General features: G+C 68.7%; 17 protein-coding genes. 14 read left to right on the top strand and 3 right to left on the bottom strand.

The genetic code is table 11. The features are described from left to right. The first annotated feature begins 82 nt into the window (after positions 1–82). The 11 genes from pstC (at position 83) to rnt (ending at position 8,246) form a co-directional block, all read left to right on the top strand. Entirely contained in the window at positions 83–1,051 is a 969-nt protein-coding gene (gene pstC / locus QMX79_RS09250; RefSeq protein WP_282246478.1) for a phosphate ABC transporter permease subunit PstC, read from the top strand. Further along, complete coding sequence (gene pstA, locus QMX79_RS09245; protein ID WP_282246477.1) at positions 1,051–1,926, top strand: phosphate ABC transporter permease PstA; 876 nt, start codon at positions 1,051–1,053, stop codon at positions 1,924–1,926. The genes pstC and pstA overlap by 1 nt, the downstream gene beginning before the upstream one ends. Before the next feature lie 19 nt (positions 1,927–1,945). After that, a complete protein-coding gene (gene pstB / locus QMX79_RS09240; protein WP_068854606.1) occupies positions 1,946–2,776 on the top strand; it encodes a phosphate ABC transporter ATP-binding protein PstB in 831 nt (276 codons plus the stop codon). Positions 2,777–2,917: 141 nt separating this feature from the next. Further along, positions 2,918–3,622: a phosphate signaling complex protein PhoU gene (phoU, locus tag QMX79_RS09235; RefSeq protein ID WP_068854604.1), complete on the top strand. Its 705-nt coding sequence runs from the start codon at positions 2,918–2,920 to the stop codon at positions 3,620–3,622. Positions 3,623–3,752: 130 nt separating this feature from the next. Further along, positions 3,753–4,094, top strand: a complete 342-nt coding sequence (locus tag QMX79_RS09230; RefSeq protein ID WP_282246476.1) for an RcnB family protein — start codon at positions 3,753–3,755, stop codon at positions 4,092–4,094. 223 nt (positions 4,095–4,317) lie between these two features. Next, on the top strand, positions 4,318–4,827 hold the full coding sequence (locus QMX79_RS09225; protein WP_282246475.1) for a sigma-70 family RNA polymerase sigma factor: 510 nt from the start codon (positions 4,318–4,320) through the stop codon (positions 4,825–4,827). Between the two features lie 59 nt (positions 4,828–4,886). Then, entirely contained in the window at positions 4,887–5,237 is a 351-nt protein-coding gene (locus QMX79_RS09220) for a hypothetical protein (RefSeq protein ID WP_282246474.1), read from the top strand. Between the two features lie 13 nt (positions 5,238–5,250). Next, positions 5,251–6,087: a DUF692 domain-containing protein gene (locus QMX79_RS09215; RefSeq protein WP_282246473.1), complete on the top strand. Its 837-nt coding sequence runs from the start codon at positions 5,251–5,253 to the stop codon at positions 6,085–6,087. Then, positions 6,084–6,839 (top strand): putative DNA-binding domain-containing protein, encoded by a 756-nt coding sequence (locus tag QMX79_RS09210; RefSeq protein WP_282246472.1) that lies wholly within the window; start codon positions 6,084–6,086, stop codon positions 6,837–6,839. The genes QMX79_RS09215 and QMX79_RS09210 overlap by 4 nt, the downstream gene beginning before the upstream one ends. 75 nt (positions 6,840–6,914) lie before the next feature. Next, on the top strand, positions 6,915–7,574 hold the full coding sequence (locus QMX79_RS09205) for a DoxX family protein (RefSeq protein WP_282246471.1): 660 nt from the start codon (positions 6,915–6,917) through the stop codon (positions 7,572–7,574). An 84-nt stretch (positions 7,575–7,658) separates the two neighbouring features. Beyond that, a complete protein-coding gene (rnt, locus tag QMX79_RS09200) occupies positions 7,659–8,246 on the top strand; it encodes a ribonuclease T (RefSeq protein WP_282246480.1) in 588 nt (195 codons plus the stop codon). Here rnt and QMX79_RS09195 read toward each other — a convergent pair whose 3' ends face one another. The 3 genes from QMX79_RS09195 to QMX79_RS09185 form a co-directional block, all read right to left on the bottom strand. Continuing rightward, positions 8,247–11,273 (bottom strand): ligand-binding sensor domain-containing diguanylate cyclase, encoded by a 3,027-nt coding sequence (locus QMX79_RS09195; protein WP_282246470.1) that lies wholly within the window; start codon positions 11,271–11,273, stop codon positions 8,247–8,249. A 151-nt stretch (positions 11,274–11,424) separates the two neighbouring features. Further along, entirely contained in the window at positions 11,425–12,834 is a 1,410-nt protein-coding gene (locus tag QMX79_RS09190) for an ATP-binding protein (protein ID WP_336618858.1), read from the bottom strand. After that, on the bottom strand, positions 12,831–13,541 hold the full coding sequence (locus QMX79_RS09185) for a response regulator transcription factor (protein ID WP_093533929.1): 711 nt from the start codon (positions 13,539–13,541) through the stop codon (positions 12,831–12,833). The genes QMX79_RS09190 and QMX79_RS09185 overlap by 4 nt, the downstream gene beginning before the upstream one ends. Before the next feature lie 218 nt (positions 13,542–13,759). Here QMX79_RS09185 and QMX79_RS09180 point away from each other — a divergent pair, with 218 nt between their 5' ends. Genes QMX79_RS09180 through QMX79_RS09170 form a run of 3 tightly spaced genes read left to right on the top strand, consistent with a single transcriptional unit; the run spans position 13,760 to position 18,359 of the window. Continuing rightward, on the top strand, positions 13,760–14,998 hold the full coding sequence (locus QMX79_RS09180) for an efflux RND transporter periplasmic adaptor subunit (protein WP_282246468.1): 1,239 nt from the start codon (positions 13,760–13,762) through the stop codon (positions 14,996–14,998). Then, positions 14,995–16,965, top strand: a complete 1,971-nt coding sequence (locus tag QMX79_RS09175; protein ID WP_282246467.1) for a MacB family efflux pump subunit — start codon at positions 14,995–14,997, stop codon at positions 16,963–16,965. Before QMX79_RS09180 ends, QMX79_RS09175 begins: the two co-directional genes overlap by 4 nt. Beyond that, positions 16,962–18,359 (top strand): TolC family protein, encoded by a 1,398-nt coding sequence (locus QMX79_RS09170; protein WP_282246466.1) that lies wholly within the window; start codon positions 16,962–16,964, stop codon positions 18,357–18,359. Before QMX79_RS09175 ends, QMX79_RS09170 begins: the two co-directional genes overlap by 4 nt. The last annotated feature ends 12 nt before the right edge of the window (positions 18,360–18,371 follow it).

Genomic DNA, 18,371 nt, shown 5'->3' with positions numbered 1-18,371 from the left:
GCCCCCCGGGGGGGGGGGCTGGATGCCCCGCCGGCCCCGGCCCGCCACAACCCCACCTTTTTCTTGGGCCCCAGCCTTTCCCATGAATGCCATTGCCCAGCCTGCACCCGCACCGTCCCTCCGCGACCTGCGTGATGCCCGCAACGACAAACTGTTCCGGTGGGTGCTTATCGCCACCGTGTTCCTGGTGCTGGTCGCCCTGGCCTGCGCCGCGCTCTCGATGCTGTGGGGCGGCCGCCATGCCCTGCAGGAGCAGGGCCTGAGCTTCTTCTACTCCTCCGACTGGAATCCGGTGGAGAACAAGTTCGGTGCGCTTGCGCCGATCTACGGCACCCTGGTCACCGCCCTGATCGCAATGCTGATCGCAGTGCCGGTGAGCTTCGGCATCGCCTTCTTCCTCACCGAAGTGGCGCCGCGCTGGATGCGCGGCCCGGTCGGTACCGCCATCGAACTGCTGGCCGGCATCCCCTCGATCATCTACGGCATGTGGGGCCTGTTCGTGCTGGTGCCGGTGATGACCGAGTACGTCACCCCCACCCTCAATGAGACCCTGGGCGAATGGCCGATCATCGGCCCGCTGTTCCAGGGCCCGCCGCTGGGCATCGGCGTGCTCACCGCCGGCTTCGTGCTGGCGATCATGGTCATTCCGTTCATCTCCTCGGTGATGCGCGAAGTGTTCCTGACCGTGCCGACCCGCCTGAAGGAATCGGCCTACGCGCTGGGTTCCACCAAGTGGGAAGTGAGCTGGGACATCGTGCTGCCCTACACCCGCTCGGCGGTGATCGGCGGCATCTTCCTCGGCCTGGGTCGTGCGCTGGGTGAAACCATGGCCGTGGCCTTCGTGATCGGCAACAGCGTGCGCCTGTCGCCGTCGCTGCTGGAACCGGGCACCACCATCGCCGCGCTGATCGCCAACGACTTCGGCGAGGCCACTGAAACCTACCGTTCGGCGCTGCTGCTGCTCGGCTTCGTGCTGTTCATCGTGACCTTCGTGGTGCTGGCAATCGCCCGCCTGATGCTGATGCGCCTGTCCCGCAAGGAGGGCAACTGATGTCCACCGCCGTCGCCAACAACCCGCAGCCGCTGTACCTGCGCCGCCGCATCGTCAACGTCGTCGCGCTGCTGCTGTCCTGCCTGACCGCGCTGTTCGGCCTGTTCTTCCTGGGCTGGATCCTGTTCACCCTGGCCTCCAAGGGCCTGGCCGGGATCAACCTGGACCTGTTCACCAAGATGACGCCACCGCCCATGCAGGAAGGCGGCCTGGCCAATGCCTTCTTCGGCAGCGCGGTGATGTGCGCGCTGGCCATCGCCATCGGCACGCCGCTGGGCGTGCTGGCCGGCACCTGGCTGGCCGAGTACGGCAACTTCCGCAAGGCCGGCACCGTGGTGCGCTTCGTCAACGACATCCTGCTGTCGGCACCGTCGATCGTGCTGGGCCTGTTCGTCTACACCCTGTACGTGATGCAGACCGGCGGCCAGTTCTCGGCATTCGCGGGTGCACTGTCGCTGTCCTTCATCGTGCTGCCGGTGGTGGTACGCACCACCGATGAAATGCTGCGGCTGGTGCCCTCGCAGATGCGCGAAGCGGCCCTCTCGCTGGGCATCCCGCAATGGAAGGTCACGGTGCAGGTGCTGTACCGCAGCGCCGCCGCCGGCATCGTCACCGGCATCCTGCTGGCCCTGGCCCGCATCTCCGGCGAAACCGCGCCGCTGCTGTTCACCGCCTTCGGCAACCAGTACTGGAACAGCAACGTGTTCCAGCCGATGGCGAGCGTGCCGGTGGTGATGAACCAGTTCGCCGGCAGCCCCTACGAATCCTGGCAGACGCTGGCCTGGGCAGGCGCCCTGGTGCTGACCCTGTTCGTGCTGCTGGTAAGCCTTTCGGCACGCGGCATCCTGCTGCGCAACCGTATCTCCCATGACTGACCTTTCCACGGACACCGCCATGAACGACCTCACCAATGCCGTGCCGATGCAGCGCATCGCGGTGCCGGCCTCGCATGAATCGCTGGGCAACCCGGCGCCGATCAAACTGGCCGCCCGTGGCCTGGACTTCTACTACGACAAGTTCCATGCGCTGAAGAACATCAGCCTGGAAGTACCGGAAAAGCGCGTCACCGCGCTGATCGGCCCGTCCGGCTGCGGCAAGTCCACCCTGCTGCGCATCTTCAACCGCATCTACGCGCTGTACCCGAAGCTGGAAGCGCGCGGCGAAGTGCTGCTCGATGGTGAGAACATCCTCTCGCCCAAGTACCCGATGAACCGCCTGCGCAGCAAGGTCGGCATGGTGTTCCAGAAGCCGGTGCCGTTCCCGATGACCATCTTCGAGAACGTCGCCTACGGCATCCGCCACCACGAAAAGCTGTCCAAGGCGGACATGAACGACCGCGTCGAGCATGCGCTGCGCCAGGGTGCGCTGTGGGACGAAGTGAAGGACAAGCTCGGCCAGAGCGCGCTGGGCCTGTCCGGTGGCCAGCAGCAGCGCCTGTGCATCGCCCGCGCCGTGGCCCTGCGCCCGGACGTGCTGCTGCTCGACGAGCCGACCTCGGCGCTGGACCCGATCTCCACCAGCCGCATCGAGCAGCTGGTGGAAGAGCTCAAGCACGACTACACCATCGTGATCGTGACCCACAACATGCAGCAGGCCGCACGCGTGTCCGACTACACCGCCTTCATGTACCTGGGCGACCTGATCGAACACGACCGCACCGAAGTGATCTTCTCGCAGCCGAACAAGCAGCAGACCGAGGATTACATCACCGGGCGGTTTGGGTAACGCAGGCCGTTTGCGCGGCACTGCCGCGCGGCCTGCCGCACGCCCGGCCACGGATGGCCGGGCCGGACTGTCCGAAGCCGCCGCGGTTCCGCCATGGACGGCAGCGACGATGCCACCAACCAGACAATCGAGCACATCACAATGAACATTCCGAACGACCACATCGTCAAGAGCTACGACGAAGAACAGCAGCGGCTGGTGGCCGAAATCGTGCGCATGGGCGAAATGTCCGTGGCGCAGCTGGAAGCGGCGCTGGACGTGATCGAGCGCCGCGACGACAACGCCGCCCAGCGCATCATCGCCAACGATGAAGCCATCGACAGCCTGGAGCAGCAGATCAGCCACGACGTGATGCGCCTGGCGCTGCGCGGCCCGATGGCGCGCGACCTGCGCGAGATCCTGGCCGGCCTGCGCATTCCGGCCGACATCGAACGCATCGGCGACTATGCGGCCAACGTGGCCAAGCGTTCCATCGCGCTGAGCAAGGTGCCGCCGCTGCCGCAGATCCAGGGCCTGCGCTCGCTGGGCCGGCTCGCCGCACAGCAGGTGCGCCGTGCCATCGAGGCCTACCGCGACAACGACGCCGCCGCCGCACTGGCGCTGCGCGAAGACGATGCCCGCCTGGATGCGCAGTACACCGCGCTGTTCCGCGAGCTGCTGACCTACATGATGGAAGACCCACGCAACATCACCCCCTGCACCCACCTGCTGTTCATGGCCAAGAACCTGGAGCGCGTGGGCGACCACGCCACCAACATCGCCGAGAACGTGTGGTTCCTGGTGCATGGCGAGCAGGCGCTGCCGCCGCGCGAGAAGCGCGACGAGACCAGCACCGAACGCCTGTAAGCACGCGCCAGCGCCTGTTACACGCCGTTACAGGCCGATACTGCGTATCGGCCTTTTTTAATTCCCTATTCAGCAAAAAAATCCCACTCTGGACCTGCGTTCCACCCCACCGCTCCAGAGGGCTCACACCATGAAACGTCTCCTCGCCGCTGCGCTGTCCCTGACCCTGCTTGCCGCGACCGGTTCGGCCTTCGCCGCCCCGCCCCACCATGACGACCGTGACAACCGCGACCGCCATGACCAGCGTGATGACCGCAACCATGGCCCGTCGCGGGGGCACGACCGCCACGATCCGCCGCGCCGTGGCGGCCACCTGGCCAAGGATCATCGTGGTGCCTACGTGAGCGACTACAAGCGCCACGGCCTGCATGCGCCCAAGCGGGGCCAGCAATGGCGCAAGGTGGATGACCGCTACGTGTTGATCGCGGTCGCCACCGGCCTGATCGCCGACGTGGTGCTCAACGGCCGTTGATCCATTCGCGACAACACAGACCCTACGACGCGCCAGGACCTCCCGGCGCGTCTGCGTTTGGGGCCTGGATCATCGGCGTCGCGCCTTGTCGCGAACATCCCGCCATGTCGCGAACGCGCCGCCGACACTGAATCGTCCCTGTCTCAACCCGGCGCCCCGCGCATCCTTGCAGCCCCGGGCGCGCTCTTATCCTGTGCCACCTTGAACAGGATCCGCCGACCGCATGCACCGCCTCTGCCCGCACGAACTTGCCGCCGCCCACCGCGGCGACCGCGCCGCGCTGGATCGTGTGCTGCGCCATTCGCGCCAGCACCTGCGCCGCTATGCCGAGTACCACTGCGTCATCAACGATGTCGAGGATGCGGTGCAGGAAAGCCTGATCACCGTTTCACGACGGCTGTGCGACCTGCGCCTGGTGGAGTGCTTCACCTCGTGGGCCTTCCGCATCGTCAAGCGCGAGTGCAACCGGCTCAAGCGGGCGCGCTGCCAGTGGCGGCACGAAGAGCTGCGCGAGGAGATCCTGCCACCGGCCCAGCACGACAACCTGGACCTGCGCCGCGATTGCGCCGCTGCACTGGAATCGCTGCCCGCCCATTACCGCGAAGTGATCCTGCTGCGTGACCTGGAAGGGCTGTCGATCGCCGAACTGGCCGCGCGGCTGTCCACTACCCCTGAAACCATCAAGGCCCGGCTGCACCGCGCCCGCGTCATGGCGCGCGAATACCTGGCCTGATGTTCCCCGCGTGCCGGCAATCCGGCATGCTTCCCCTGCAACTACAAGGAGCTATTCCCATGACCCTGTCCACCAAACACGCTTCCCTGCTGGCCGGTGCCGCGCTTGCCGGCGGCCTCGGCCTGGCCGGCACCGCCTCGGCGCTGTCGATGACCGACCTGGCCCAGGGCTACGCGCTGGCCGCCCAGGCCGCGCCCAAGGCCGATGCCAAGGCGGCGGAAGGCAAATGCGGCGAAGGCAAGTGCGGCGCCGACAAGGCCGCCTCGCATGCTGCCGACAAGAAGCCCGCGGAAGGCAAGTGCGGCGAAGGCAAGTGTGGGGCCGACAAGAGCAAGGCCAAGCCCGCGCCTGCCGCCAAGAAGGCCGCCGAAGGTAAGTGCGGTGAAGGCAAGTGCGGTGCCGGGCACTGATCCACGCACCCGCGTGAGCCCTGCCCGCCCACTGCCGTTGCCTGCAACGGCGGTGGGACTGGGGCTGCGCCGCGCCCTGCTCGATGACCTGGAACAGGCACCGCCGGGCGATATCGATTTCCTCGAGTGCGCGCCGGAGAACTGGATCGGGCTGGGTGGCGTGATGGGCGAACGCCTGCGCGGGCTCAGCGCGCGCCATCCCTTGACCTGCCACGGGCTGTCGCTGTCGCTCGGCGGCAGCGCGCCACTGGACCTGGCGTTCATCGACCAGGTCGGGCGTTTCCTGGATGCACACGATGTCCGCCTCTACAGCGAACACCTGAGCTACTGCAGCGACGACGGCCACCTGTATGACCTGCTGCCGCTGCCGTTCACCGACGAAGCCATCCGCCACACCGCCGCCCGCATTGCCCGGGTGCAGGACCGGCTGGGCCGGCGCATCGCGGTGGAGAATGTATCCACTTACCTCACCCCGCATGCAGCGATGAGCGAATTGGACTTCACCACGGCGGTGCTGCAGGAAGCCGACTGCGACCTGCTGCTGGACATCAACAATGTCTACGTCAACGCCATCAACCACCGCTTCGACCCCGTCGCGTACATCGACGGCCTGCCTGCCGCACGCATCGTCTGCCTGCATGTGGCCGGGCACTACGATGAAGCCGATGACCTGAAGATCGACACCCATGGCAGCGCCGTGGTCGCGCCGGTATGGGCGCTGCTGGAACATGCCTGCGCGCGTTTCGGGCCGCGCCCGGCCCTGCTCGAGCGCGACTTCAACCTGCCACCCTATGCCGATCTGCAGGCGGAGCTGCGGCAGATCCGCGGCATCCTGGATGCCGCGGCATGAGCGGCCTGCTGCGCGACCAGCAGTTCGCGTTGACGCGCCATCTGCGTGACCCACAGCATGAACCGCCGCCTGCAGGCCTGGAGCCGCGACGGCTGCAGATCTATCGTGACCTGCTGTTCAACCACCTGCAGGCACTGCTGGGCAGCAGTTTCCCCGTGGTGCTGCAGGTACTGGACGACGCGGAGTGGCAGGCGCTGTGCCGGCGCTACTTCATGGAGCACCGCTGTGCGTCGCCCTTGTTCACCGAGGTCGCCGCCGAGTTCGTGCAGTGGCTGCAGCTGCAGGACACGCTGCCGCGCCCGTTCCTGGCCGAGCTGGCGCATTACGAATGGGTGGAACTGGCGCTGCAGTCGCGCGATGCGCTGCCGCTCGATCCGAGCGGCGAGGATGCCGATGCATGGCATGGCACCTTGGAGCGTTCACCCCTGGCGTGGCCGTTGGCCTATGCATGGCCGGTGCAGCAGATCGGCGCGGCCTTCCAGCCGGTGGATGCACCGCCGGCGCCGACGTTCCTGCTGGCACGTCGGGCCGCCGACGGGCACATCGTGTTTTCCCAGCTCAGTCCCCTGGCGTGGCAGCTGCTGCAACAGATGGACGCGGGCCCACCACGCAGCGGAGCCGCGCACCTGCGGCAGCTGGCCGACGTGAACGGCCTGGACCCGTCCGACCTGGAACCGCCGGGGCGTGCACTGCTGGCGCAGTTGCTCTCCACGGGCGTGATCGGGCTCGCCCACTCCCCGACCGGCGGCTGAACCTCGCCGCCGGCACCCGCACCATTCTCCGCGCGCCGGCCCTCTTCAAGGGACTTCCCTTTCCAGGCCGTCCCCATGCATCTCCGCCGCTTCCTTGCTTCCACCCTGCGCCCCCGCCTCGATGGCCTGGGCGCCTGGCTTGCCCCGCTGGGACTGCGCATCCTGCTGGCCTGGGAATACCTGGAATCCGGGCTGGAAAAATGGCGCGGGGTGAACTGGTTCGACACCCTCCAGGCGCACTTCCCGCTGCCACTTCGCTGGCTGCCGGCCGAGTTCAACTGGCAGGCAGCGACCTGGATCGAACTCATCGGCGGCATCTGCCTGCTGCTGGGCGTGGCCACCCGGGCCACGGCCGCGCTGCTGATCGGGTTGACCGTGGTGGCGACCGCGGCCGTGCACTGGCCGGCGCAGTGGGATTCGCTCACCACGCTGGCGCAGGGCTATGCGATCAGCGACCAGGGCCAGGGCAACTTCAAGCTGCCGCTGTTGTTCATCGCCATGCTGCTGCCGCTGCTGCTGCAGGGCGCCGGGCGGCTGAGCGTGGATGGCTGGCTGGCCCGGGCACCGGATGGCCGCGCGGATGCGCTGGCATGGGGCGGATTGGCGATGGCTGCGGCCTGGCCGCTGGGCTGGCTGCTGCCGGGACCGGCGCAGTTGCTGGCCGTGCTGGGCGCGGCCTTGCTGGGCGTGGCGGTCTGGCAGCGCCACCACGGAGCGGCCAGGTCGCTCTGCTAAACTTCGTGCATGACTCAAGACCTCCCCCAGACCGCCGGCGCGCCGGTGGCCGCTGAAGACATGCCCTCTGCCGCCCAGCGCATGATGGCGACCCGCTTCCGTGGCTTCCTGCCGGTGGTGGTGGATGTGGAAACCGGCGGCTTCGACAGCCAGCGCCATGCGCTGCTGGAGATCGCCGCGGTGCCGATCGAGATGGACGACAACGGCCTGCTCTATCCGGGCCAGACCGCCAGCGCCCACGTGGTGCCGGCCGAAGGGCTGGACATCGACCCGAAGTCGCTGGAGATCACCGGCATCATCCTCGACCACCCGTTCCGGCTGGCCAAGGCGGAAAAGGACGCGCTGGACCACATCTTCGCGCCCGTGCGCGCGGCGGTGAAGAAGTACGGCTGCCAGCGCGCGATCCTGGTCGGCCACAACGCGCACTTCGACCTGGGCTTCATCAATGCCGCGGTGAACCGGGTCGGGCACAAGCGCAACCCGTTCCACCCCTTCAGCGTGTTCGACACGGTGACCATGGCCGGTATCGCCTATGGCCAGACCGTGCTGGCGCGGGCAGCCACAGCTGCCGGGCTGGGCTGGGATGCGGACGAAGCGCACAGCGCGGTGTATGACACCGAGCAGACGGCGAAGCTGTTCTGCAAGATCGCCAACGCCTGGCCGCGCCCCTGATCAACCGATCGCGGTGCGGTCGCGGCCTTCGCTCTTGGCGCGGTACAGGGCACGGTCGGCGCGCTGGTAGAACAGCATCGGGGTGCGATCCCCGGCTTCCAGTTCGACCAGCCCGGCGCTGAAGGTCACCTGCAGGCCCGGCACGCCGGCCCAGTCCGGGTGGTCATGGAACAGCCCGCGCAGGCGCGCGCAGACCTGCGCCGCTTCGGCCAGGCGGGTGTCGTTGAGCAGCAGCGTGAATTCCTCACCGCCGGTGCGCGCGGGCATGTCCGAATCGCGGCAGGCCGAGGCGATCACCCGCGCCACTTCGGTCAGCACCACGTCGCCCACGCTGTGGCTGTGCTGGTCGTTCACTTCCTTGAAGTGGTCGATGTCCAGCACCACCAGGCACAGCGGGTGGCCGCTGCGCTGCGAGCGGGCGAAATCGCGCGCCAGCGCTTCGTCGAACGCGCGGCGGTTGGGCAGCCCGGTCAGCGCATCCTCGCGCGCCTGCCGCTCGAACTGTTCGGCCTGCACTGCCAGGCGCGCGGCCAGCTGGGTCTTCTCTTCGTTCAACGCCTGCAGGCTGGCGGTCTGCGCCTTGAGGTCGCGGGTGGCGGCATCGACCTTGCGCGCCAGGCGCACGTTGCTGGCCTTGTAGCGCTTGATCAGGTAGCGGTACAGCGCCACCAGCCCGGCCAGCAGCAGCAGGCCGCAGATGAACTGCACGCTGCGCCGCTGCCACAGGAACGGTTCCACCGTGAACGACCACACCGCCTCGCTGTCGCCCCAGGTGCCGCCCGGGTGCGCGGCGGACACGTGCAGGGTGTAATCGCCTGGCGGCAGGCCGATGAATTCCACGCTGCGCTGCTGGCCGCGCTCGATCCACGCGCTGTCCAGGCCCTCCAGCCGGGTGCGGTAGCGGATGCGTTCGGACATCAGGTAGCTCAGGCCCACGTAGCTGATGCTGAGCCGGCGCCCGCCCGGCAGCGTGTTGTGGTTGGCGCCCTGCCAGTGCAGCGGCACGCCATCGACCAGCACCGTTTCAATCGCCGCCGGCGGCGCCAGGCGTTCGCGGAAGCGCTGCAGGCGCAGCGGGTCCACCGTGCTGAGGCCACCGGCGGTGACCACCCAGAACGTGCCGTCCTGGCGCAGGATCGCCGACGGACCGGAGCTGCCGTTGGCCTGCGAATTGGCCATGCCGTCGATTTCGTTGTAATGCTCGACCTCGATCCTGCGCGTGTGCCCGTCGGCCACGTCGTTGAGCATGGCCATGTCGGTGCGCAGCACGCCGCGGTTGCTGCTGATCCAGACATTGCCGACCCGGTCCGGAACCAGCTGGAACACGGTATCGACCGGCATGCCCTGCTCCAGCCCGACCCGTGACAGCGTGCCGTCCTGGTACCGGTACAGGCCACGGTCGCTGCTGATCCACATCGCATCGCCGATCTGCTGGAAACCGAACACACTGCGGCCGCCGCCCAGCGGGGCCAGGTCGATGCGCTGCACATGGTCGCCGCGCAGCACGCTGATGCCTTCGATGGTGCCCACCCACAAATCGCCTTCGGCATCGTGGGCCAGCGCGGTGACCAGCCCGGTCGGCATGCCCGGCACGGTCGGCACGGTCACCCCAGTGGCATCGAGCCGGGCGACGCCCTTCTGGGTGCCGGCCCATACCGCGCCCTCGCGGTCCACGCTCATCGCGCGGATGTTGCCGCCCGGCAGGCCGTCTTCGGCACCGTAGCTGCGCAGCATGTGGCCCTGCCCGTCCAGGCGCAGGATGCCGTCACCAAAGGTACCCACCCACAACCCGCCCGCATGATCCTGGGCCAGGCTCAGCACCGACGGCGTCTTGCCCCCGCGGTTGCGCAGCGGCACCGGGTGGAACACGCCCTGTGCATCGCGCCGGTCCAGCCCACTGGCACTGCCCACCCACAGCTGGCGCTCACGGTCTTCCAGCACGGTGCGCACGTAATCGCCGCTGAGCCCGTCACGTTCGGTGAAACTGCTGAACAGCGTTTCGCGCAGGCGGTACAGGCCGCCGTTGGCGCCGACCCAGATGCTGCCTTCGGCGTCTTCGCGCAGGCTCACCACCCTGCCGCCGGGCAGCGAGAGCCCGGCCGGCAGCCGCTCCAGGCCGTGCCGCGACAGGCGCAGCAGCCCCTGGTTTTCGGTACCCAGCCACAGGTCGCCGTGGCGGTCCTGCAGCATCGAAGTGATGTGCATGCCCGGGGCCAGGCGGTGCTGCAACTGCGGCATGCCATCGAGCATGCGGTAGATGCGCTCGCCGGCCACGATCCACAGCACGCCGTCGGGCGCGCGGTACGGCCACACCAGGCCGCGGCCCAGCCCGTAGCTCTCTGGTGCGCGGCGCAGCACCCCGTCGGTGCCGCGCACCACCAGGCCGTCCAGCGTGCCCACCCAGACCCGGTCCTGCGCATCCACCACGAGCTTGGTGAAGCTCATCGCCATCGGTACGTCGGCCGGCGGCTTCTGGTACTCGAAGTGGCCTTCGCGGGTCACGCTGCCGATGCCGTTGCCCTCGTACAGCAGCCACAGCCGGCCATGGCTGTCCATCTGCATGGCCTGGATCAGCACCTGCGGTGCCGGCGGCTGGTGCGCGAACACCTGCCAGCGGCCGTCGGCGCTGCGCCGGGTCACGTTGCCGCGCGAATCGCTGATCCACAGGCCGCCCTCGCGGTCGACGAACAGCGCGCCCACGCCGTTGTCGCGCAGGCCCGGGCGGGTGCTGCGGTCGAACACGGTGAAGTCCAGCCCGTTGTAGCGCACCAGCCCTTCCCAGGTGGCGAACCACAGGTGGCCCTCCGGGGTCTGCGCGATGTCACGCAGCGAGTTGTGCGGCAGGCCATTGCGCGAGGTCCACACGTCAATGGCGTAGTCGCGCAGCGGCGGCGGGCCATCCTGCGCGCCCGATGTGGCCGGCACGCCGAACAGCAGGCACAGCAACACCAGCGCCAGGCAAAGGCGCTGCACGGTCACTACTGCTTGTACCGGCCGCCACCGGTTCCCGCTTCCCCCTTGGCTCATCCGTCAGGATCCGCCGGGGGCGCGGGAATGGCACGGCGCGGACAGCGCGGCGCCGGGGTGGAAACCGGCCAGATCGGGCGCACTCATGCGGCGAATACGGGCGGGGGATGCCCATAGTAGGCAAAACCGCGCCCGTTTGCCTCCCGTGGACTCAGCCGGCGCGGGGGGCCGGCGGGCGCGGTGGCGCCGGCCAGTGCACGATGGCCTCCAGCCCGCCCTGCGGATGGTTGCGCAGGTGCAGGGTGGCGCCGTCCTTCTCGGCCAGCGCGCGGGCGATGGTCAGCCCCAGCCCGGCCCCACCGGTCGCCCGCGAGCGCGAGGTTTCCAGGCGCACGAACGGGTCGAACACGGTTTCCAGCTCGTCCTCGGCCAGGCCCGGGCCGCTGTCGCGCACCCGCACCACTACCCCGTCCGTGCCCTGCTCGACCCGCACCTGGGCGGTGCCGCCGTAGCTGAGCGCGTTGTCGACCAGGTTGGAGAACAGCCGGTGCATGGCCAGCGGGCGCAGCATCAGCACCGCGCCGCTGCCCTGCTCGAAGCGGGCATCGGCGCCGGCCTCGACCGCGTCCTCGACGATGCTTTCCAGCAGCGAATCCAGGTCCAGCGCGGCGCGCGGCTCGGCGCTCTCCGCGCTGCGGGCCAGTTCCAGGCCCTCGCGGATCAGCGCCTGCATCGCGCCCAGGTCGCCGATCAGGCGTTCGCGCAGGGCTTCGTCACTTACGTTTTCCAGGCGCAGCCGCAGCCGGGTCACCGGGGTCTGCAGGTCGTGGGTGATCGCCGCCAGCATCTGGGTGCGCTCGCCCAGCGTGCGCTGCAGGCGCTTCTGCATGGCGTTGAACGCTTCGGCGGCGCGGCGCACTTCCAGCGGCCCGGTCACCGGCAACGGCGCACGCTGCAGGTCATCGCCCAGCTCGGCCGCGGCCGAAGCCAGCCGCTGCAGCGGCGCGCTGGCGATGCGCGCGACCACGTAGGCCAGCACGCCGATGGCCAGCACCAGCAGGGTGAGGAACAGCGGGTCGACCGCGAGGATGCCGTTGTGCGCGATGGCGGGCGATTCCAGCGCCAGCGAGAGCACGGTGCCGTCGCTGAGCGGGACCTGCACCGCGCGGCACTTGGGCGGGATGAAGGCCGGGTCGCGTTCGTGCGGCGGCCGGCGCCGCTGCTGCTGCGGAGGCGGCGGCAACAGTTCCTGCGCCTTGGGCAGGCACGAACGGAACGAGGTGAAATGCACGGTAGCGTGCCCGACCGGACCCTGGCGGTCGTCCAGGATGCCCATCAGCGCCGAATCTTCGCGGCCCAGCCGCGCCCCTTCGGGCAGGCTGCGCACCGCCGGCCCGCCCACCGTCAGCAGGCGGTCGCGCAGCTCCGGGTCGCCGTCGAGCATGTTGACGAAACCCTGCAGGCGATCGGCGATGCGGTTGAGGTTCTGCCGCTCGAATTCCTGCTGGCGCTTGGCGCTGGCCAGCATGGTGGCGCCGATGGCGGCCACGCTCATGCCCAGCAGCAGGATCACGAACAGCCGACCGACCATCGAGGCGAAGAAGCGGCGCAGGCGCATCATTCCAGGGTGACCGCCGTGGCCAGCACGTACCCTTCGTTGCGCACGGTCTTGATCAGGCCGTCGCTGCCGCCGTCATCGGCCAGCTTGTTGCGCAGCCGGCTGACCTGCAGGTCGATCGCGCGGTCCTGCGATTCGTAGCTGCGGCCGCTGCTCAGCGATACCAGCTGTTCGCGCGAGAGCACCTTGTTGGCGTGCCCGACGAACACGCGCAGCAGCCGGAACTCGGCGCCGGACAGCACCACCACGCGCCCATCCGGGTCGACCAGGTGGCGATGCTCCAGGTCGAAGATCCAGTGCGAGAAGCGTGCCCGGCGGATCGCCAGCGGTTCCAGGTTGGCCGGCAGCGCCTCGGTCCGGCGCAGCACGTTGCGGATGCGCGCGAGCAGTTCGCGCGGTTCGAACGGCTTGCCCAGGTAATCGTCGGCGCCCATTTCCAGGCCCAGCACGCGGTCGATCGGCTCGCTGCGCGCAGTGAGCATGATCACCGGCGTGCTTGAACGCGCGCGCAGGTCGCGGCACAGGGTCAGGCCATCTTCGCGCGGCAGGTTGAGGTCGAGCACGATCAGGTCCACGTGCTCGCGTTCCAGCACCTGGCGCATGCCCTGGCCATCGCTGGCGGTGCTGACCTGGTAGCCGGCACGACCGAGCTGTTCGGCCAGCAGCTGGCGGATGTCATTGTCGTCATCGACGATCAGCAGGCGTTGCATCGTAGTGGTGTTCTCCATGCGGCGATGATCCCCTGTCGGGAGCTGAACCGCATCCTCTGGTTTGCGTACGCATGTTTCAAGGCATGCACACGATACAGAAGGACACGTCGGACCGGGGCGTGGTTACGTCCTGTTACATGCCGTGCGTTGAGCCCTCCACAGGCGCTCTTCACAATGCTGACAACGCCGCCCGCCGGCCTGTCGAGTTGACGATCATCGTGAAGTCCCGCCTGCCTACCACCCGTCGCGGCCGCGTGCTGCTGTTGATCGCCCTGGCCGTACTGGTGTGCGGCATTGTCGCATGGAGCCTGCGCAAGCCGGGCGCCCCCACCCTGGCCACCAGCCCGGTGACCCGGGGCGACCTGGAGCAGACCGTGGAAGCCACCGGCGTGATCGATGCCTACAAGCTGGTCAGCGTGGGTGCGCAGGCCTCGGGCCAGATCAAGTCGCTGAAGGTGCAGCTGGGCGATACCGTCAAGCAGGGCGACCTGATCGCCGAGATCGACGCCACCACCCAGCGCAACGCCGTGCTCAACGCGCAGGCATCGCTGGACCAGGTCACCGCCCAGCGCGCGGTGCAGCAGGCCACCCTGCGCCAGGCCGAACTGGAATTCGCGCGCCAGCAGGAAATGCTGGCGGCCGAGGCCACCTCGCGTGCGGAGTTCGACAGCGCCGACGCTGCGCTCAAGACCGCCCGTGCGCAGGTCAAGGCCTATGACGCGCAGATCCAGGGCCGCCAGACCGAGCTGGGCACGGCCAACGCCAACCTGGCCTACACCCGCATCACCGCGCCGATGGACGGCACCGTGGTCGCGGTGGTGGCCGAAGAAGGCCGCACCGTGAATGCCAACCAGACCGCACCGACCATCGTGATGCTGGCGCGGCTGGACCTGGTGACGGTGAATGCCGAGGTCTCCGAAGCGGACGTGGTCAAGATCAAGGCCGGCATGCCGGTGTACTTCACCACGCTGGGCGACCCGGACCGCAAGTACCACGCCACCCTGCGCCAGATCAATCCGGCACCGTCCTCGATCGCCAGCGACAGTTCCAGCAGCTCCAGCTCGTCCAGTTCCAGCTCCAGTTCGGCGGTGTACTACAACGCCCTGTTCGACGTGGAGAACCCGGACGGCACGCTGCGCATCGACATGACCGCGCAGGTGTCGGTGATGCTCAAGCAGGCCAAGGGCGTGTTGATCATTCCGTCGGTGGCGCTGGGTCCGAAATCACGCGATGGCCAGTACATCGTGCGCGTGGCCGATGCCGACGGCATGCCACAGCCGCGCAAGGTCAAGGTCGGCATCAACACCGGTTCCAGCGCGGAAGTGCTGTCGGGCCTGAAGGAAGGCGAGAAGGTAGTGGTCGGCGAAGGCAGCGCCACCCCGGCCGCGTCGGGCAGCGGCAACCGCGGTGGCGCGCAGATGCGCATGGGTGGCCCGGGCATGGGGCCGCGTCGATGAAGACCGCACCCACCGGCGCGCCGCTGCTGCGGCTGCGCGACCTGCGCCGCGAGTTCCCGGCCGGCGATGAGACCATCGCCGTGCTGCGCGACGTCAACCTGGACATCGCCGCCGGCGAGATGGTGGCCATCGTCGGCCAGTCCGGCTCGGGCAAGTCGACGCTGATGAACATCCTTGGCTGCCTGGACCGCCCCACCCGCGGCAGCTACCAGGTGGCCGGCCGCGAAACCGGCAGCATGCTGCCAGACGAACTGGCCGAACTGCGCCGCGAACATTTCGGCTTCATCTTCCAGCGCTATCACCTGCTTGGCGACCTGGATGCACGCGGCAACGTGGAAGTGCCGTCGGTGTACGCCGGCAGCCCAGCGCCGGTGCGCAGCGCGCGCGCCGAACAGCTGCTGCAGCGGCTGGGCCTGGGCGACCGCATGCGGCACAAGCCGGGCCAGCTGTCCGGTGGCCAGCAGCAGCGCGTGTCGATCGCGCGGGCGCTGATGAACGGTGGCGAGGTGATCCTGGCCGACGAGCCGACCGGCGCGCTGGACACGAAATCCGGTGAGGAGGTGATGGGCATCCTCGGCGAGCTGCATGCCGAAGGCCACACCATCATCATCGTCACCCACGACATGTCGGTGGCCGAACACGCCCAGCGCATCATCGAGATCCGCGACGGCGAGATCATCGCCGACCGCGTCAACCCCAACGCACCCCGCTACCGCGCACAGCGCACGCCGACCGTGGCCGCCACCAGGGGCCACAGCTGGCGCGCCGCGCGCGACCGCTTCACCGAAGCATTCCGGATGGCGCTGCTGGCGATGAACGCGCACCGCCTGCGTACCTTCCTGACCATGCTCGGCATCATCATCGGCATCGCCTCGGTGGTGTCGGTGGTGGCGATGGGCAACGGCTCGCAGCAGCAGATCCTGCAGAACATCAGCGCGCTGGGCACCAACACCATCGACGTCTACCCCGGGCGCGGCTTTGGCGACATGCGCTCGGCGCGGGTGCAGACGCTCAAGGCCAGCGACGCCGACGCGCTGGCGCGGCAGAGCTACATCGACAGCGTCACCCCCAGCGTGTCCTCCTCGGCCACCGCGCGCTACCGCAACCAGTCGGCCACCGCGCAGGTCAGCGGCGTGGGCGAGCAGTTCTTCCGGGTCAAGGGCGTGACCCTGAGCGCCGGCAGCTTCTTCGATGCCGATGCAGTGAAAGGTCTGGCGCAGGTGGCGGTGATCGATGAGAACACCCGCACCCAGTTCTTCCCCAACGGCGCCGACCCGGTCGGCCAGGTGATCCTGCTCGGCAACGTGCCGGTGCGCGTGATCGGCGTGGCCCAGCGCCAGAGCATGGGCTTTGGCAGCAGCACCAGCCTGTCGATCTGGGTGCCCTACACCACGGTGATGTCGCGCATGCTCGGCCAGAGCTACGTGTCCAGCATTACCGTGCGGGTGGACGATGCCACCCCGATGGATGCGGCGCAGGCCGCCATTTCCAAGCTGCTGGTCATGCGCCATGGCACCGAGGACTTCTTCCTCAGCAACAGCGCCGAGATCCGCGACACCATCGAGCAGACCACCCGCACGATGACCCTGCTGATCAGCGCCATCGCCGCCATCGCGCTGCTGGTCGGCGGGATCGGGGTGATGAACATCATGCTGGTGTCGGTCACCGAGCGCACCCGCGAAATCGGCGTGCGCATGGCGGTGGGCGCGCGGCAGAGCGACATCCGCCAGCAGTTCCTGATCGAAGCGGTGCTGGTGTGCCTGCTCGGCGGCCTGCTCGGCGTGGGCCTGTCGCTGGTGGTGGGCTGGGTGTTCGACACCTTCGCCCCTGATTTCAAGATGCTGTTCTCCACTGCCTCGATCGTGGCCGCGTTCGCGTGCTCCAGTCTGATCGGCGTGGCGTTCGGCTTCCTTCCGGCACGCAATGCGGCCCAACTCGATCCCGTGGAGGCGCTGGCGCGCGAATGAAGACGTCCATCCTGATTACCACCACCCTGCTGCTGTCGGCCTGCGCCAGCACCGGCCACTACCAGGTCGAAGCGCCCAGCGTGCCGGCCGTATACGGCCGTGGCGATGCGCAGCGCAACGCGCCTGTCGAAGCGTCAAACGCCGCTTCCCTGCTGCGCACCGACGTGCGCGACGACGCCTGGTGGACCGGCTTCGGCGACCCGCGGCTGGACCGCGTGATCGCGCGTGCGCTGCAGGCCAACACCGACCTGGCCTCGGCCGGGCTGGCGGTGCAGCGCGCCCGCCTGCAGGCCGGGCTGAGCGACAACGCGTTGTGGCCGCAGCCGTCGGGCAGCGTCGGCAGCAGCGGCAATCGCCCCATCGACCAGGGCGCCGACTGGAACCGCAGCAGTTCGGCCGGGGTCTCGCTGCAATGGGAAATCGACCTGTGGGGCCGCCTGCGCACCCAGCGCGACATCGCGCAGTGGGAAGCCCAGGCCAGCGAGGAAGACCTGCAGAACACCGCGCTGCTGGTGATCGGCGACGTGGCCACGCAGTACTGGACCCTGGCCTATCTCAACCAGTCGATCGCGGCCGGCGAAGCGAACCTGGCGCGCCTGCAGCGCACCCAGGAACTGGTGCAGGCCCGCTTCACGGCCGGCGCGGTGTCGCGGCTGGAAGTGCGCCAGGCCACCCAGCAGCTGGAAGCACAGCGTGCCGCGCAGAGCGCGCTGGAACAGCAGCGCGTGGCCAGCCGCAATGCGCTGACCGTGCTGCTGGATGGCCAGCCCTGGCCGCAGGCCGACGAACCGCAGGCGCTGGACAGTGCCGGCAGCCCGGCCATCGCCGAGGGCCTGCCGGCCGACCTGCTGGGCCGGCGCCCGGACCTGCGCGCAGCCGAACTGCGCCTGCGCAACAGCCTGAAGAACATCAAGGTGACCGCCACCAGCTACTACCCGGCCTTGAGCCTGACCGGCGGCGTGAGCAGCGGCGCGACCACGCTGTCGGATGTGCTGAAGAACCCGGTGGCCTCGCTGGGTGCGGGGCTGTCGCTGCCGTTCCTCAACATCCGCCAAGCCCAGCTGGACACGCAGATCGCCGGTACCGATTACCAGATCGCGGCCAACACCTTCCGGCGCACGCTGTACACGGCGCTGTCGGAGGTGGACAACGCGTTGTCGGCGCGCACCCAGTTCACCACCCAGGTGGCGGCGTCGCAGGCGTCGTATGACGAAGCGGTGGAAATCGAGCGCATGTACGAAGTGCGCTACCGGGTCGGCGCCACCGACCTGCGTACCTGGCTGGAAGCGCAGCAGACCCGCCGCGACGCCGAGCTGTCGCTGGCGTCGGTGAAGCAGAAGCAGCTGGTCAACGACGTGACGTTGTTCAAGGCGCTGGGGGGCAGCGCGGGGTGAACCGTTTGAAGC

It is taken from the genome of Stenotrophomonas sp. PS02300 (genome assembly GCF_029959395.1).
GTDB lineage: Bacteria > Pseudomonadota > Gammaproteobacteria > Xanthomonadales > Xanthomonadaceae > Stenotrophomonas > Stenotrophomonas maltophilia_AD.
Note: the sequence above shows the minus strand (reverse complement) of the source record. Positions and strands in the feature narration are given on the sequence as shown.

Bases quoted from the DNA above. Each gene is read 5' to 3' on its own strand.
- QMX79_RS09220 (WP_282246474.1), top strand. From the start codon at position 4,887: ATGACCCTGTCCACCAAACACGCTTCCCTGCTGGCCGGTGCCGCGCTT.
- QMX79_RS09210 (WP_282246472.1), top strand. From the start codon at position 6,084: ATGAGCGGCCTGCTGCGCGACCAGCAGTTCGCGTTGACGCGCCATCTG.
- QMX79_RS09175 (WP_282246467.1), top strand. From the start codon at position 14,995: ATGAAGACCGCACCCACCGGCGCGCCGCTGCTGCGGCTGCGCGACCTG.
- pstB (WP_068854606.1), top strand. From the start codon at position 1,946: ATGAACGACCTCACCAATGCCGTGCCGATGCAGCGCATCGCGGTGCCG.
- QMX79_RS09225 (WP_282246475.1), top strand. From the start codon at position 4,318: ATGCACCGCCTCTGCCCGCACGAACTTGCCGCCGCCCACCGCGGCGAC.
- pstC (WP_282246478.1), top strand. From the start codon at position 83: ATGAATGCCATTGCCCAGCCTGCACCCGCACCGTCCCTCCGCGACCTG.
- rnt (WP_282246480.1), top strand. From the start codon at position 7,659: ATGGCGACCCGCTTCCGTGGCTTCCTGCCGGTGGTGGTGGATGTGGAA.
- QMX79_RS09170 (WP_282246466.1), top strand. From the start codon at position 16,962: ATGAAGACGTCCATCCTGATTACCACCACCCTGCTGCTGTCGGCCTGC.
- QMX79_RS09190 (WP_336618858.1), bottom strand. From the start codon at position 12,834: ATGATGCGCCTGCGCCGCTTCTTCGCCTCGATGGTCGGTCGGCTGTTC.
- phoU (WP_068854604.1), top strand. From the start codon at position 2,918: ATGAACATTCCGAACGACCACATCGTCAAGAGCTACGACGAAGAACAG.
- QMX79_RS09230 (WP_282246476.1), top strand. From the start codon at position 3,753: ATGAAACGTCTCCTCGCCGCTGCGCTGTCCCTGACCCTGCTTGCCGCG.
- QMX79_RS09205 (WP_282246471.1), top strand. From the start codon at position 6,915: ATGCATCTCCGCCGCTTCCTTGCTTCCACCCTGCGCCCCCGCCTCGAT.
- QMX79_RS09185 (WP_093533929.1), bottom strand. From the start codon at position 13,541: ATGCAACGCCTGCTGATCGTCGATGACGACAATGACATCCGCCAGCTG.
- QMX79_RS09195 (WP_282246470.1), bottom strand. From the start codon at position 11,273: ATGAGCCAAGGGGGAAGCGGGAACCGGTGGCGGCCGGTACAAGCAGTA.
- pstA (WP_282246477.1), top strand. From the start codon at position 1,051: ATGTCCACCGCCGTCGCCAACAACCCGCAGCCGCTGTACCTGCGCCGC.